At 59.0% G+C, this 14108-nt stretch carries 18 protein-coding genes; 14 read left to right on the plus strand and 4 right to left on the minus strand.

The window, feature by feature from the left end; translation table 11 throughout:
- Window positions 1-97: 97 nt before the first annotated feature.
- The 7 genes from AC0IXA_RS02660 (at window position 98) to AC0IXA_RS02690 (ending at window position 7873) form a co-directional block, all read left to right on the plus strand.
- Window positions 98-2542 carry an autotransporter gene (locus AC0IXA_RS02660; protein WP_460154459.1) on the plus strand — a complete coding sequence of 815 codons (2445 nt, stop codon included), beginning with the start codon at window positions 98-100 and terminating at the stop codon, window positions 2540-2542.
- Window positions 2543-2647: 105 nt separating this feature from the next.
- Window positions 2648-3712 carry an NAD(P)H-dependent flavin oxidoreductase gene (locus tag AC0IXA_RS02665; RefSeq protein ID WP_341637357.1) on the plus strand — a complete coding sequence of 355 codons (1065 nt, stop codon included), beginning with the start codon at window positions 2648-2650 and terminating at the stop codon, window positions 3710-3712.
- Window positions 3713-3845: 133 nt separating this feature from the next.
- Entirely contained in the window at window positions 3846-4613 is a 768-nt protein-coding gene (gene modA / locus AC0IXA_RS02670; RefSeq protein ID WP_445941181.1) for a molybdate ABC transporter substrate-binding protein, read from the plus strand.
- The gene (gene modB, locus AC0IXA_RS02675) at window positions 4614-5294 is read left to right on the plus strand and encodes a molybdate ABC transporter permease subunit (protein ID WP_151551697.1); all 681 of its coding nucleotides are present in this window, start codon (window positions 4614-4616) and stop codon (window positions 5292-5294) included.
- A 3-nt stretch (window positions 5295-5297) separates the two neighbouring features.
- Window positions 5298-6377: a molybdenum ABC transporter ATP-binding protein gene (modC, locus tag AC0IXA_RS02680; RefSeq protein WP_341637356.1), complete on the plus strand. Its 1080-nt coding sequence runs from the start codon at window positions 5298-5300 to the stop codon at window positions 6375-6377.
- A gap of 71 nt (window positions 6378-6448) precedes the next feature.
- Window positions 6449-7486, plus strand: a complete 1038-nt coding sequence (locus tag AC0IXA_RS02685) for a DNA topoisomerase IB (RefSeq protein WP_341637355.1) — start codon at window positions 6449-6451, stop codon at window positions 7484-7486.
- Window positions 7487-7642: 156 nt separating this feature from the next.
- Window positions 7643-7873, plus strand: a complete 231-nt coding sequence (locus tag AC0IXA_RS02690) for a hypothetical protein (RefSeq protein WP_016774936.1) — start codon at window positions 7643-7645, stop codon at window positions 7871-7873.
- Window positions 7874-7938: 65 nt separating this feature from the next.
- On the opposite strand, the gene AC0IXA_RS02695 is transcribed toward AC0IXA_RS02690, so the two are convergent.
- Window positions 7939-8139 carry a con-10 family general stress protein gene (locus AC0IXA_RS02695; protein ID WP_460154458.1) on the minus strand — a complete coding sequence of 67 codons (201 nt, stop codon included), beginning with the start codon at window positions 8137-8139 and terminating at the stop codon, window positions 7939-7941.
- 295 nt (window positions 8140-8434) lie between these two features.
- Between AC0IXA_RS02695 and AC0IXA_RS02700 the strand changes: the two genes are divergently transcribed.
- The 5 genes from AC0IXA_RS02700 to AC0IXA_RS02720 all read left to right on the plus strand — a co-directional run bounded on the left by AC0IXA_RS02700 (window position 8435) and on the right by AC0IXA_RS02720 (window position 10792).
- Window positions 8435-8611 (plus strand): con-10 family general stress protein, encoded by a 177-nt coding sequence (locus AC0IXA_RS02700; protein WP_016774938.1) that lies wholly within the window; start codon window positions 8435-8437, stop codon window positions 8609-8611.
- Between the two features lie 469 nt (window positions 8612-9080).
- Window positions 9081-9431, plus strand: coding sequence for a con-10 family general stress protein (locus AC0IXA_RS02705; RefSeq protein ID WP_471811539.1), 351 nt, complete (start codon window positions 9081-9083; stop codon window positions 9429-9431).
- Between the two features lie 97 nt (window positions 9432-9528).
- Complete coding sequence (locus AC0IXA_RS02710; protein WP_073476696.1) at window positions 9529-10080, plus strand: ATP-dependent Clp protease proteolytic subunit; 552 nt, start codon at window positions 9529-9531, stop codon at window positions 10078-10080.
- Between the two features lie 206 nt (window positions 10081-10286).
- Window positions 10287-10544 (plus strand): DUF6555 family protein, encoded by a 258-nt coding sequence (locus AC0IXA_RS02715; RefSeq protein WP_341637352.1) that lies wholly within the window; start codon window positions 10287-10289, stop codon window positions 10542-10544.
- A complete protein-coding gene (locus AC0IXA_RS02720; RefSeq protein WP_122602898.1) occupies window positions 10541-10792 on the plus strand; it encodes a hypothetical protein in 252 nt (83 codons plus the stop codon). Before AC0IXA_RS02715 ends, AC0IXA_RS02720 begins: the two co-directional genes overlap by 4 nt.
- A gap of 12 nt (window positions 10793-10804) precedes the next feature.
- Here AC0IXA_RS02720 and AC0IXA_RS02725 read toward each other — a convergent pair whose 3' ends face one another.
- Window positions 10805-11218: a cupin domain-containing protein gene (locus AC0IXA_RS02725; RefSeq protein ID WP_341637351.1), complete on the minus strand. Its 414-nt coding sequence runs from the start codon at window positions 11216-11218 to the stop codon at window positions 10805-10807.
- A gap of 123 nt (window positions 11219-11341) precedes the next feature.
- Window positions 11342-12235, minus strand: a complete 894-nt coding sequence (locus AC0IXA_RS02730; protein WP_341637350.1) for a transcriptional regulator GcvA — start codon at window positions 12233-12235, stop codon at window positions 11342-11344.
- A 108-nt stretch (window positions 12236-12343) separates the two neighbouring features.
- Between AC0IXA_RS02730 and gstA the strand changes: the two genes are divergently transcribed.
- Window positions 12344-12955, plus strand: coding sequence for a glutathione transferase GstA (gene gstA / locus AC0IXA_RS02735; RefSeq protein WP_341637349.1), 612 nt, complete (start codon window positions 12344-12346; stop codon window positions 12953-12955).
- Window positions 12956-13027: 72 nt separating this feature from the next.
- Window positions 13028-13408: a RidA family protein gene (locus tag AC0IXA_RS02740; RefSeq protein WP_024013136.1), complete on the plus strand. Its 381-nt coding sequence runs from the start codon at window positions 13028-13030 to the stop codon at window positions 13406-13408.
- Between the two features lie 165 nt (window positions 13409-13573).
- Here the strand turns inward: AC0IXA_RS02740 and AC0IXA_RS02745 are convergent, their stop codons facing one another.
- Entirely contained in the window at window positions 13574-14050 is a 477-nt protein-coding gene (locus AC0IXA_RS02745; RefSeq protein ID WP_341637348.1) for a hypothetical protein, read from the minus strand.
- Window positions 14051-14108 lie beyond the last annotated feature (58 nt).

Raw genomic sequence — 14108 nt, forward strand, 5'->3', positions numbered from 1 at the left:
GATCAGCCGGGTAAATCCCCGGCAGGCGGCTATGCTTTTTCGACGGTTGTGTTTTCCCGGTTGCGCCTTGCAAACCGGTGTGTCGATGGAGCTGACGATGCCTTTCCTGAGCGCTTTACCCTCGCTGCTGATGCTATGTCTGCTGACACTTGGCAATGCCTGGGCAGCCGCACCGGCGGCAAAGCCGAACGCGGCGCCAAGCGAGCCGACATGGCCGCAGGTGATCAGCAACGGCAAGAGCAAGCTGACGGTGTATCAGCCGCAGCTCGACAGCTGGGACGGCTATACGCTCAATGCCCGCGCGGCGGTCGAAGCCACGGCTGCCGATGGCAAGTCCACCTACGGCATCGTCCAGTTCAGCGCTCACACCCTCGTCGACAAGGCCACCCGCTGGGTCGCGCTTGATCAGTACAAAATCATCAAGGCCGATTTCCCCGCCGATGCGAAACAGGCCGACACGTGGCTCGCCATCCTGAAAAAAGATGCCGAGAGCCGCAAGAAAACCATTTCACTGGATCAGCTGGAAGCAGCGGTTGGGGTGCTCCACGCTGAACAGAAAGCCGACAGTGCGCCCTTGGAAAACACGCCGCCGACCATCATCAGCTCCGACAGCCCGGCAATTCTCGTATACATCGACGGCGAAGCGGCTTATCGGCCGGTGGAAGGAACGGAGCTGCAACGGGTGATCAACACGCGCCCACTGCTGCTCAAGGACGCCGAAGGCAAACACTACCTGCATGTATTTGACGGCTGGATGGTTGCCGATCAATTGGCCGGCGATTACACGCGCCTTGCTGCGCCGCCGGCCAGTCTGGAAAAAGCCAAACACGCGGCGATCAAGAGCCGCCAGGTGGACCTGCTCACCGGGCAAAGCGATCCGAAGGACAAGGTTCCCAGCCTGGCCAAGCCGCCGCAGCCGAAAATCTTCATCGCCACCACGCCAACGGAACTGTTGGTGACCGACGGCGCCGCGCAATGGCAACCGATTCAGGGCACCAGCCTGTTGTACGTGAGCAACACCACCGGGCACATCTTCAAGGAAATCGGCGACCAGAACAGTTACGTACTGATCTCCGGACGCTGGTTCCGCGCCAGCGACATGAGCGGGCCATGGACCTTTGTCCCGCCAGACAAGCTGCCGGCCGACTTTGCCAATATTCCTGACGACAGCGCCAAAGAGAACGTCAAGGCCTCGGTAGCCGGCACGCCACAGGCACAGGAGGCGGCCATTGCGGCGACCATCCCGCAGACCTCGGCGATCAACAAGAGCGCGGTGAAGATGACGACACCGCAATTTGACGGCGAGCCGCAGCTCAAAGCGATCAGCAATACGCCGCTGCAATACGTGGTCAACAGCGCCACTCCGATTATTCGAGTCGACAACGACAGTTGGTGGGCGGTGGAGAACGGCATCTGGTTCAGCGCCACCTCACTGAACGGGCCGTGGAGTGTGGCCTCTTCAGTACCAGCGGTGATTTATTCGATTCCGCCCAGCTCGCCGATGCACTACCTCACGTACGTGAAGGTTTACGAATCCAGCAGCGATACCGTGGTGGTCGGCTACACGCCGGGCTATCAAGGCTCGACGCTGGACCCGGCGACTGGCGTTGTGGTGTACGGCACCGGTTATCCGTATACGCCGTGGGTCGGCAATGTCTGGTACGGGCCGCCGGTGACTTATGGATTCGGCGTCGCGATTCGTTACACGCCGTGGACTGGCTGGACCTTCGGCTTCGGATTCGGCTGGAGCTGGGGCGGCAACACCGTCGCCATGGGCTGGGGCTGGGGCGCCTATCCGTGGTGGGGAAATTACGGCTGGGGCTACGCGTGGGGTCCGCGTCTGTACCCGGCGCCGCTGGCCTGGGGTGGCGCAGCCTACGGTTATCGCGGCGGCGCGGTGGCCTGGGGTCCGGGTGGCTGGGCCGGAACCACCGGCAATCTTTATCATCAGTGGGGTGATAGTGCGACAGTCAGCCGTTATGGCGCCGGTTACAACGCCTGGACCGGCAATCGCTGGGCCGGCCAGGTTGGCGCCTCGTACAACTCGCGTACCGGCATTGCCGCCGCCGGGCAACGTGGCGCGGTGCACAACGCCTACACCGGCAACTACGCTGCCGGGCGCAGCGGCGTGGCAGTCGGCCCGAACGGCGGCGCCATCGCCGGCGAACGGGTTACTGCCGGCAACGTCCGCAGCGGCACTCACGTCAGTGCCAATCGCGGCGCCGTTTACAACCCCAATACCGGCAACACCACGCAATACGGCGGCATTCATGTCCGCGACGGCGGCGCTGCGCGGGTCGGCGATAACGTTTATGCCGGGCGCGACGGCAACGTCTACAAGAAAACCGACAACGGCTGGCAGTCCGTGGCCGGCAGCGGTGCCAACCGGACCAGACCCGCGAACAACAATGCGCAATTGCAGAATCTCAACCGCGAATCCGCCGCACGCAGTCTCGGTAATCAGCGCACGCACAACTTCAACCATTCTTCACAAATGATGAACCGTTCGTTTGGCGGTGGCGGCGGATTGCACCGACGCTGAAAAACTGCACGTGATGTTCAGAATTTCAGACTGGCCCCGCATCCGGTTTTGCTGTTAAAAACCGCGTGCCGTCCCTGCCCGTTTCATCGTTCGGAGAATTGCTATATGAGCCAGTGGCCAGACACCCGCATCCTCGATCTTCTCGGTATCGAACTGCCGATCATCCAGGGCCCGATGGCCGGTGCGACCAACTCTTCGATGGTGATTGCCGTGTGCAATGCCGGCGGCCTCGGTTCAATGCCGGCAGCGATGCTGAGCAGCGAGCAACTGCGCGATGAGTTGAAGACGATTCGCCAGCACACCACCAAGCCGTTCAACGTCAATTTCTTCTGCCACCAGCCACCGGCGCCTGATGAACAGCGGGCACGTGACTGGAAAAACCTGCTCGAACCTTACTACCGCGAATTGGGTGCCGATTTCGACGCGCCAACGCCGGTGTCCAATCGCGCACCGTTCGACGAAGCAGCGTGTGCCGTGCTCGAAGAGTTCCGCCCCGAGGTGGTGAGTTTCCATTTCGGGCTACCGGATAAAACCCTGCTTGATCGGGTCAAGGCGACCGGGGCGAAAATCCTTTCGTCTGCGACTACGGTCGAAGAAGCGATCTGGCTGGAGCAACACGGCTGCGATGCGATCATCGCCATGGGTTATGAGGCCGGTGGCCATCGCGGGATGTTTCTCAGCGATGATCTGAGCACCCAGGTCGGCACCTTCGCGCTGGTGCCGCAGGTGGTCGACGCGGTGAAAGTGCCGGTGATCGCGGCGGGCGCGATCAGCGATGCCCGGGGCGTTGCAGCGGCGTTGATGCTCGGCGCCTCGGCGGTGCAAGTCGGCACGGCGTACCTGTTCACCCCGGAAGCCAAAGTCAGCGCCTCACATCACAAGGCCCTGCGCACCGCCAAGGAAAGCCAGACCGCCATCACCAACATTTTTACCGGACGCCCGGCACGGGGCATTCTCAATCGGGCGATGCGTGAACTCGGCCCGATGTCAGCGCAGGCGCCGGCCTTCCCCTTGGCCGGCGGTGCGCTGATGCCGCTGCGGGCCAAGGATGATGCGGACTTTGCCAACCTCTGGGCCGGACAGGCGCTCACGCTCGGCAAGAATATCGGCAGCGCTGAGCTGACCCGGCAACTGGCCGAGGGAGCATTGGCCAAACTCAACCGCCACTGAATTTATGCGGCGAGCGGATTTATTCCCTCGCCACTTGGCGGCGTATCGCTATATATTTCCGTATACAGCGATTGCGCCCGTGTATCGGCGTTATCCAAAGCAAAGCATTTACCGCCGATCACGGAGCCTTTACATGACACTTGCTGCCACACGCCTCGCCCCTGCCTGCTTCGCTTCACTCCTCGCAATGTTCAGCATGGGCGCCGCGCAGGCCGACGAAGTGCAAGTGGCGGTCGCCGCCAATTTCACCGCGCCAATCCAGGCCATCGCTGCCGACTTCGAAAAAGACACCGGGCACAAACTGGTCGCCGCTTACGGCGCCACCGGCCAGTTCTACACCCAGATCAAAAACGGTGCGCCCTTCCAAGTGTTCCTCGCTGCTGACGACGTGACCCCGGCAAAGCTTGAGCAGGAAGGCGAAACCGTCAAAGGTTCGCGCTTCACCTACGCCATCGGCACCCTGGCGCTGTGGTCGGCAAAAGAAGGTTATGTCGATGCACAGGGTGACGTGCTGAAAACCAACCAATACCAACACCTTGCGATCGCCAATCCAGAAGCTGCGCCATACGGTCTCGCCGCCACCCAAGTGCTGGAAAAACTCCAGTTGAGCGAAGCCACGAAAAGCAAAATCGTCGAAGGCCAGAACATCACGCAGGCCTACCAGTTTGTCTCCACCGGCAACGCCGAACTGGGCTTCGTCGCCCTGTCGCAAATCTACAAGGACGGCAAAGTCAGCACCGGTTCGGCGTGGATTGTCCCGGCCACCCTGCATGATCCGATCAAACAGGACGCGGTGATCTTGAACAAAGGCAAGGACAGCGCTGCTGCCAAGGCGCTGATCGATTACCTCAAGGGGCCGAAAGCCGCTGCGGTGATCAAATCCTTCGGATATGAACTGTAAATGTCGCTGACCAGTGCCGACTTCGCCGCGATCTGGCTGACTCTGAAGCTGGCGTCGCTGACCACCGTGATCCTGCTGCTGATCGGCACGCCGATCGCGCTGTGGCTATCGCGCACCTCGTCGTGGTTGCGCGGGCCGATCGGCGCCATCGTTGCGCTGCCGCTGGTGCTGCCGCCGACGGTGATCGGTTTCTACCTGCTACTGGCGCTGGGACCGCACGGTTTTCTCGGTCAGTTCACTCAATGGCTGGGGCTGGGCACGTTGACGTTCAGTTTCACCGGGCTGGTCATCGGTTCGGTGATCTACTCCATGCCGTTCGTGGTGCAACCGCTGCAAAACGCTTTCTCGGCGATTGGCACCCGCCCGCTGGAAGTCGCGGCGACCTTGCGCGCCAATCCCTGGGACACGTTCTTCAGCGTGATCCTGCCGCTGGCGCGCCCCGGCTTCATCACCGCAGCGATTCTCGGCTTCGCCCACACCGTGGGTGAATTCGGCGTGGTGCTGATGATCGGCGGCAACATTCCCGACAAGACCCGCGTGGTTTCGGTGCAGATTTACGACCATGTCGAAGCGCTGGAGTATGCCCAGGCGCACTGGCTGTCTGCGGCGATGCTGGTGTTTTCGTTTCTGGTGTTGCTGGCGCTGTACTCCAGCCGCAAGACCCGCGCAGGCTGGAGCTGATCGATGATTGATGTACGCCTGAAACGCACTTATCCGGGGTTTGAACTGGATGTCGATCTGCAAGTGCCGGGCCGCGGCGTCACCGCGCTGTTTGGTGATTCCGGCTCGGGCAAAACCACTTGCCTGCGCTGCATCGCCGGGCTGGAGCGCGCCGAGCAGGGTTTTGTGCAGATCAACGACGAGACCTGGCAGGACAGTGCCAAGGGCATTTTCGTCCCGCCGCATAAACGTGCGCTTGGCTATGTGTTTCAGGAAGCCAGCCTGTTCGCGCATCTGTCGGTGCTTGCCAATCTGGAGTTTGGTCTCAAACGCATCGCAAAGTCGCAACGCCGGGTCGATATCAACCAAGCGACCGAACTGCTCGGCATCAGCCATTTGCTTGAGCGTCACCCGCAGCATCTGTCCGGCGGCGAACGACAGCGCGTCGGCATCGCCCGCGCCCTGCTGACCAGCCCGAGACTGTTGCTCATGGACGAACCACTGGCGGCTCTCGACAGCCGGCGCAAAAGCGAAATCTTGCCGTACCTGCAACGCCTGCACGACGAACTGGATATTCCGCTGCTGTACGTCAGCCATGCGCAGGATGAAGTCGCGCGTCTGGCCGATCATTTGGTATTGCTGCGTGATGGCAAAGCCCTCGCCAGCGGCCCGATCGGCGAGACCCTCGCACGCCTGGATCTGCCCTTGGCAATGGGCGATGACGCCGGGGTAATCATCGAAGGCCAGGTCAGCGCCTACGACGCCACCTATCAATTGCTCAGCCTGCAACTGCCGGCCACTGCAATGAACATTCGCGTCACCCATGCGCCGATGGCCGTGGGCCAGGCTCTGCGCTGCAAAGTGCACGCGCGCGACATCAGCCTGGCGCTGAACAACGATGCAGCCAGCAGCATTCTCAATCGTCTGCCCGTTACGGTCGTCAGCGAACAGGCCGCTGACAACAGTGCCCATGTGCTGATCCGCCTCGATGCCGGTGGCACGCCGCTGCTGGCGCGGATCACCCGCTTCTCGCGTGATCAACTGAGCGTGCATCCGGGCCAGCGGCTGTGGGCGCAGATCAAGGCGGTGGCGGTGCTCGCGTAAATCATTCGGCACGACGGCCAGCGCCTGCGGTCAATCAGTTACAGACTGCCGTATGACCGAAGGAAACCGCCATGCCCGATACCGTGCTGACAGATGCTCTGCCCGCCGATCTGCATTACGTCGATGACACTCAGCCTGGTATCACCCGGAAAAAACTGCGCGGCAAGTTCGTCTATTTCGAACCGTCGGGGCAGCGCATCACCGACCCGGACGAAACCAAACGCATCAATGCCCTCGCGGTGCCACCGGCCTACACCGATGTGTGGATCTGCGCCGACCCCTGCGGCCATTTGCAAGCCACCGGTCGCGATGCGCGCGGGCGTAAACAGTACCGTTATCACGCGCGCTGGCGGGAAGTGCGCGACGCCGACAAATACTCGCGCCTGCGCGACTTCGGCATGGCCCTGCCCAAACTGCGGCGCAAGCTCGAGGCGCTGCTCGATGAGCCGGGCTTCAGCCGGGACAAGGTCATGGCCACGGTGATTACCTTGCTCGACGCCACGCTGATCCGCGTCGGCAATACCCAATACGCACGGGACAATCGCTCTTACGGTTTGACCACGTTGCGCAGTCGGCATGTCGAGGTCAACGGCAGCGCGATCCTGTTCCAGTTCCGCGGCAAGAGCGGCATCGAACACCAGATCACCGTCAAGGACCGTCGCCTGGCGCGAATCATCAAGCGCTGCCTGGAGATCCCCGGGCAGAACCTGTTTCAGTATCTTGATGAAAATGGCGAACGGCACACCGTCACCTCCTCTGACGTCAATGCCTATCTGCAAAAGCTCACCGGCGCGGCGTTCACCGCCAAGGACTATCGCACCTGGGCGGGCAGCGCGCTGGCGTTGTCGGTGCTGCGCGAGTTGCAGCATGAGTCGGAAACCGAAGCCAAGCGCCATGTGGTCGAAGCGGTGAAGAATGTCGCCAAACAGCTGGGCAACACGCCGGCGGTGTGCCGCAAGTGCTACATCCACCCCGCAGTGGTCGAACACTTCATGCTCGGCGCCCTTGCCGAACTGCCCCGCCCGCGCGTGCGCAAAGGCCTGCGCGCCGAGGAAGTAGCCTTGGCGATGTTTCTCGAGCGGATGTGTGAGGTAAGCGAGGCGTCTTGATCTCCAGCGTAACGCTCGCTCCTGCAAAGGTTTCGCCGACGAGTTGAACTGGGTATTTTTTGCACGATCACACAGGTCTTCTATAGTTGATCTGAAGGTTCGCGCCACGCGGACTTTTTGTTGCAACTCAGCCGTTTCAGCGAACGGAGGTGTTTCATGTCCGAAAAAGAGTCCATCACCACCCTCCTCACCCTGCTCGACGCCCGTCAGGCGCGCCTCGCAGCCGCCTGCAAAGAGATTGCCGACTGGGTCGATCATCAGGGTGGGCATCCGACAGCGTTGCGCATTCGCGACCGGCTGCACGACATTGAAAAGGATGCGCCGCTGATTCGCGATACGCTCTCGACGCTCAAACCGATCGACCGGCCGTTGCCACGGTTCAGATAGGCGTCAGTGTAGAGGTCCTCTCTGCATGGGCGCAGAGAGGACGGCGATTGTTGGATTCCGGCGCCTCAGTCACCCTTGCCCGTACGCGCACCGCCATGGCTGTGCTGCCCGCCGACGCGTGCCTTTTCCGCCCGGTCGACTTTCACGTTGACCGAACTGCCGCCCTTCTTGCCGGCTTCCTTGACTTTTTGCGGATCCTCGGCAAACGGTTGTTCCTTGTGGTGATTGGTCATGTTCATGCCCTCGACATAGTTGTAGACATACACTCCTCAGACTCTAGTTGGGGCAAATTACAGTTCAACTTCCTGCCGACCAATGGTTATGAAATGCGAAACGAAACGGCAACATAATCCGACCCTCTTCATAACCGACGTCATTCATGAAAAGTTATACGAAGCGGCGCAGAAACTAACAGTCTGTATAAGTTTCATCACAAACTTACCGTTCATCGGGCTGGATAAAAATTTTCAAAACATTTTTCGCCGGCTCGTAATCGGAGTAGATGTCCGGTGCGACAACGGACATAACTAGCGAAACGTTAATTGATATCGGAGAGCTATCATGACCACAGGAAATAAAAATCCAGGTAACTTCGCAAACGATCGTGAAAAGGCATCTGAAGCCGGCAAGAAAGGCGGTCAGTCGTCGGGCGGCAACTTTGCCAATGATCGTGAAAAAGCATCCGAGGCTGGCCGCAAAGGCGGGCAGAACAGCCACGGCGGCGGTCGCAAGTCCTGAGTAAGCGGTACAAGGGCAGCCTGGCTGCCCTTTGAAATCAGCTGATGGAGCGTAATCATGAGAACGGTACCGGCTTTTGCACGAGGCGAAGTGCAACGAAACAAGGGAGCGGAAGTGTATCCCGAAGCGGCGCGCAGTTCGCACGTGACCAGGTCGGACAGTCCGTCGGTGTCACCTTGTGTCGAACGACAGCAAATCAGTCCAAGGCACCGGGAAAGTGTTCAGCAGGAATGTTATGAACGCCGGGAACTTGCAGTAAATTCTGAAAACTCCCGGATACCGGATACAACGCCGACTTATGAGCGCTCCTCTTAGCGCAAAGGTCTAACTTGTAGTCACAAGACAACCCTGACCAACTAAAGCAAACGACATCAGTAAACTTTATGAGCATTTCGCGAACAACGACGGCACGTAGTTTGTGCATCCTTGTTTCGCCAAGTGCCTATACAGAGAAATGAGGAAGTTTGAAATGGCACAAGATAAACAACAAGGCAGCATGTCAGTTAACGAAGCAGGCAAGAAAGGTGGTGATGCCACTTCGGCTTCGCACGATAAAGAGTTCTATCAGGAAATCGGCAGTAAAGGCGGCCAGAACATTGGCGGCAACTTCAAGAATGATCCTGAGCGCGCCTCCGAAGCCGGGAGCAAAGGTGGCCAGAACAGCGGTGGCAATTTTGCCAACGATCGGGACAGAGCGTCCGAAGCTGGCAGCAAGGGCGGCCAGAACAGTGGCGGCAACTTTGCCAACGATCGCGAAAAAGCCTCTGAAGCTGGACAGAAAGGTGGTCAAAACAGCCATGGTGGCGGGCGCAACAGTTGACGCGTCGGGTGCAGGGGAGCGCGGCTCCCCTGCCCACTTTCATTCAAGCGAAATTACAGCTATTGCTTAGGAGTCCTGACCAGCCGAGGGAATCGCCATGCCTGTTCATGTCATCAACTTCACCGGCCCGATCAATGCCTCGACGTGCGGCCAATTGATCGATAAAGCCTCGCTCGCCGTAAAGGAAGATGCACCGCGACTGATCGTCAACATCGCCACCATGGGCGGCGAATGCAGTTACGGTTTCACGATGTACAACTTCCTGTTGGCCCTGCCTATTCCGGTACACACCCACAATTTGGGAACCGTCGAATCGATGGGCAACATTGTCTTTCTGGCCGGCCAGCGCCGCACCGCCTGTACCCACAGTAAGTTTCTGTTTCACCCATTTCATTGGCACCTGCAAGGTTCGGTCGATCACTCGCGCATGTCGGAATACGCCATGAGCCTGGATTACGACTTGCACCTCTACGCCCAGATTGTCGCCGAGCGTACGAGCAACGGAAAAAACGCTCTGGAGACAGAGAAATATCTGACAGCAGCGCCGCGCATCATCAATCCTGAAGAAGCCATGCATTCAGGCCTTATCACGGCGATTGAAGACACCGAGGTTCACGCGGACTTTGTCTGCTCGTGCATCTACTCCTGATCGTCCCACTTGATAACGCGTCGTAGCGGGCGCGTTCCTGTCTTAACAACCGGCAATTCAGCAAAAATTCCAGACGAACTTGTACAGAATCGATCTGCCGTACAGGCTTACAAAGCGCCCAATCAGCCGGTCATCACGCCCGTTTCAGTTTCTCTGAATTATTCATTTCGCCAGATATCCCTCTTCTTAACAGCCGGAGGAAATGTATGAGCGGAGAGGATTTGTACGTGATCGATTACCTGCTTCACGGGAAGCCCAGGTCATTCGTCATTCGCACAAAAAACATGAACAATGCCGAAGCGTGGCAATGGGCAAGTTGTGACGCGGGTATCGCGCCCATTCCCCGCCCCGGCCGACCTCCGTTGAAACGTTTTTCCAAACCGATGGCGGAACGCTTTGGCGTGACCGAGGTGCAATGGCGAGAATCAGTACCTTTGGTCTGGGAGGAGGATCACGTGAAATGACAGAACGCACATTGAAATTCGGTTTCGGCCGCTCGTGGGATGACGAGATGGCGGAGAATGCCGCGATGTTCCGTGAGGCCGATCTGCTCGAAGAAGCGGCTTACAGGATCATCGAGAACGATACGGACAATCCTGAAGCCTGGGCCCGTTTCAGCGAAGCCAAGGCTATGGCCGACGCCAAACGAACGGCGGCCTATCAGGACTGGATGCGCATCAAGCGCGCGATGAGCAAGCCGCGCTCGAAATAGCGGACTGGCGCCTCATGGCTTGAGGATCAGCAGGGGCTCGCCTTTCGGGACAACGTAAGTGGCCAGTTCGACGCCTTTCGCGTTGCCAACGTTTTTGGCTACATGCGCGACGCCCGCCGGAATGAACAACGAATCACCGGCCTTGAGTATCACCGGCGCCCGCCCTTCGAGCTGATACTCGAACGTGCCGCTGATGACATAGGCGACTTCCACGCCGGGATGAGCATGACGAGGCGAGGTGACGCCAGCGTCGAAATCGATACGCGCCTGAATCACCTCGCGATTGTCAGCGCCGAGATCCTGACGAACCAGATCGGTGCGGCTCAGACCTTTCTGCCAGCTCGTTGCCGGCGCATCCGCCGCATGGGCGAAGCCGGTCAGGGAGGCGAAGACAACGGCAGAAGCCAGAAACAGTGGACGGTACATGGTGATGCCCTCTTGAGCGTAGTGTTGGTGTGAGGGCTACTTTGGGCTCGGCATGTAGGGCGGATGTGTCTCGAAGGCGCAGTTTGGTGTTGCCGTGTGTATCGGCTGAGGGTTGATACATGCTTATACAAACGTGTCGCTGGCCACCGCCACAAGCCATTCTCTGAAAGCGCTGATCTTTGGCGATTCAGCGGTTTCATGGGGTGTAACCAAATAGAAACCGAGATCATCCTGCAGGCGCAGGTCGAACGGTGCGACCAATCGGCCCGCACGCAGATCGTCGTTTACATAAGTCGAACGACCGATGCACACGCCCTGCCCGTCAATTGCCGCCTGCACCGCCATCATCGCCAGATCGAAGGTCAGCTTCCCGCCGTCGGCCAACTGCGCAGGCTGGCCGGCGGCGCTGAGCCAGGCCTGCCAGTCGCTGGCGGTGAGGCCGCTAACTTGTACAAGGGTGTGACTGGCCAGATTTTCCGGAGCGTGCAATGTCGTCGCCACTGCTGGACTGCACACGGGAAATACCTCATCGGCCATGAGAAAGTCCGCGCACAAACCTTTCCAGTCGCCCCGTCCGTAGCGAATCGCCGCGTCGATGCCTCCTCGGCGAAAATCCACCAGATCGGTAGTGGCGCTGATGCGCACATCGATGTCCGGGAACGCCTGCTGAAATGCCGGAAGGCGCGGCAAAAGCCATTTCGACGCAACCGAGACCAGTGTGCTGATGGTCAATACGCTGGACCCGCGCGACTCGAGTAATTGTTGCGTCGAATGGCGCAACGCTTGAAATGCAGAACGCACCCCCGGCAGGTAGGCCTGCCCGTCTTCGCTAAGCGCCAGGCCATCCTTGAGGCGCAGGAACAATGCCACGCCCAACTCGGCTTCGAGGCGCCTGATCTGGTGACTGATTGCTGTCTGCGTGACGTTCAACTCGGTCGCAGCGGTGGTAAAGCTCATATGCCGGGCCGCCGCTTCGAACGCGCGCAGGCCGTTGAGGGAGGGAAGTCTGGCAGTCATAAGGCTAAGGAGCGCATGAGAATTTGTCATACGCTAGCACTGCAAATGACCTTTGCGGAAGTTTTGCCCGCAGTGGATCGTGGTGCCTCCACTTTCAAGGGATATGCCATGAAACTTTACTTTGCACCGAAGACCTGTTCGCTCGCCCCGCATATCGTCCTGCGCGAACTCGGCTTGCCGTTCGAAATGATCCGCGTCAACAACCAGACCAAGCGCACGGCTGACGGCCGTGACTTCCGCGAGATCAATCCGAAAGGCTACGTGGCCGCGCTGCAACTGGATAACGGCGAAGTGCTCACTGAAGGCCCGGCGATCCTGCAGTTTCTCGCCGATCAAGTCCCCGGGAGCGACTTGGCACCTGCCGAAGGTACGTGGCAGCGCGCACGTTTGCAGGAACACCTGAACTTCATCAGCTCGGAGATTCACGGCGCCAGCGCCCCATTGTTCAGCGCGGAGATTCCGGAAGCGGTCAAAGCGATTTTTCGGCAGAAACTGTGCAAGCGGCTGGATTACCTCGAGCGCATTCTGGCGGATCGGGACTATCTGATGGGTAGCTTCAGCATTGCCGACGCCTATCTGTTCACGGTGCTGACCTGGTTGCCGACATTCGATATCGATATCGCCGAATGGCCAGCTCTCGCCACCTATATGGAACGCATCGGCGCGCGACCCAGTGTGCTTGCGGCAATTGCCGCAGAAGAAGCGACTTTGCCAGTCTGAACACGCGCGGGCCATGGCCGGAGGGAATCTGTAAACTGCCGCAATCTTCATTCACTCAAACAAGAGATGCCCATGGCCAATCAAGACATCATCTTCACGCCGGATCCCGACACCGATTCGATTTCTTCCGACGTTGCCACCTTCGGCGGCATCATGGTTTCCACGCAGATTCCAACCCGCGCCGATGGCAGCCTGGAACTCGGCGGCATCACCGAGCAGAGCGAGTGCACCCTGCAAGCGCTGAAAGTCGCCTTGGAACGTGCTGGCAGTTCGATGGACCGGGTGCTGCACCTGACGATTTACCTGACCGACATGGGCGATCGCGGGGCTTTCAATGAAGTGTACAAACGCTATTTCGCCAAGCCTTGGCCGGTGCGGGCGGCGGTAGGCGTGGCCTCGCTGGCGGTTGAAGGGATGCGTGTGGAAGTGACGGCGATGGCCGCCAAGGGCTGATTTGCGGAAATACAGCGTAGGCCGCAGCCACGATTCCGAAGTGCGACATACGCAGTGAAATACTCAAGGGCGCGCGCCAAACACAGCAGCCACCAGGATCAGGCCGTTTGGCAAGCGCTGGCTCGCCCGTTGAGCGAATTAGCGTCAACGGTCTATTCACAAAACTCAAAGTGGACCGCTAGCTACAACAAACAGTTTACCTTCTGATACCCGGTATGTTTGCCCGCGGTGCTCGACTTCAAAATTGAATGTTGCCGTAATCGAATCGGTACCTTCTTCGTGTTTGCGCGCAAACTCTATCGTTCCTGTTTTCGCATATAAAATTTCATGCGACATAGTCATCACTCCCGCCACGGGACTTCCGAACCCGCCAACTTCATGCGTACCGTCGGTGAGGGAGCGATCTATCACAAATGAAATGATCTCACCCACCTCGTCCGTAAAATATTGGCCAATAACGCTGAACGTCTCCTTTGTGCCGAAATAAAGATGCCGAGTAGCGGAGAATATCGGCTTGCCAATGCCCGGATGATTGGGTGAAACGACCGCTTTGTAATACACTTCGGCCTTCTCCTGCGGACGCGATTTAAACGACGCGAAATCCGAGATACCAAGCGTCGCGAAGGCGTTATTACCTTTCATGATATTAATCTCCAATGTCTTGCGTAATATAGGCCAGAGCGACTTCCCGCTCCCACCC

Source organism: Pseudomonas sp. AC083, assembly GCF_979253165.1.

Bases quoted from the DNA above. Each gene is read 5' to 3' on its own strand.
- AC0IXA_RS02740 (WP_024013136.1), top strand. From the start codon at position 13,028: ATGGCCAATCAAGACATCATCTTCACGCCGGATCCCGACACCGATTCG.
- AC0IXA_RS02660 (WP_460154459.1), top strand. From the start codon at position 98: ATGCCTTTCCTGAGCGCTTTACCCTCGCTGCTGATGCTATGTCTGCTG.
- AC0IXA_RS02730 (WP_341637350.1), bottom strand. From the start codon at position 12,235: ATGACTGCCAGACTTCCCTCCCTCAACGGCCTGCGCGCGTTCGAAGCG.
- AC0IXA_RS02700 (WP_016774938.1), top strand. From the start codon at position 8,435: ATGACCACAGGAAATAAAAATCCAGGTAACTTCGCAAACGATCGTGAA.
- AC0IXA_RS02705 (WP_471811539.1), top strand. From the start codon at position 9,081: ATGGCACAAGATAAACAACAAGGCAGCATGTCAGTTAACGAAGCAGGC.
- modA (WP_445941181.1), top strand. From the start codon at position 3,846: ATGACACTTGCTGCCACACGCCTCGCCCCTGCCTGCTTCGCTTCACTC.
- modC (WP_341637356.1), top strand. From the start codon at position 5,298: ATGATTGATGTACGCCTGAAACGCACTTATCCGGGGTTTGAACTGGAT.
- AC0IXA_RS02745 (WP_341637348.1), bottom strand. From the start codon at position 14,050: ATGAAAGGTAATAACGCCTTCGCGACGCTTGGTATCTCGGATTTCGCG.
- AC0IXA_RS02715 (WP_341637352.1), top strand. From the start codon at position 10,287: ATGAGCGGAGAGGATTTGTACGTGATCGATTACCTGCTTCACGGGAAG.
- AC0IXA_RS02685 (WP_341637355.1), top strand. From the start codon at position 6,449: ATGCCCGATACCGTGCTGACAGATGCTCTGCCCGCCGATCTGCATTAC.
- AC0IXA_RS02665 (WP_341637357.1), top strand. From the start codon at position 2,648: ATGAGCCAGTGGCCAGACACCCGCATCCTCGATCTTCTCGGTATCGAA.
- gstA (WP_341637349.1), top strand. From the start codon at position 12,344: ATGAAACTTTACTTTGCACCGAAGACCTGTTCGCTCGCCCCGCATATC.
- AC0IXA_RS02690 (WP_016774936.1), top strand. From the start codon at position 7,643: ATGTCCGAAAAAGAGTCCATCACCACCCTCCTCACCCTGCTCGACGCC.
- AC0IXA_RS02720 (WP_122602898.1), top strand. From the start codon at position 10,541: ATGACAGAACGCACATTGAAATTCGGTTTCGGCCGCTCGTGGGATGAC.
- modB (WP_151551697.1), top strand. From the start codon at position 4,614: ATGTCGCTGACCAGTGCCGACTTCGCCGCGATCTGGCTGACTCTGAAG.
- AC0IXA_RS02725 (WP_341637351.1), bottom strand. From the start codon at position 11,218: ATGTACCGTCCACTGTTTCTGGCTTCTGCCGTTGTCTTCGCCTCCCTG.
- AC0IXA_RS02710 (WP_073476696.1), top strand. From the start codon at position 9,529: ATGCCTGTTCATGTCATCAACTTCACCGGCCCGATCAATGCCTCGACG.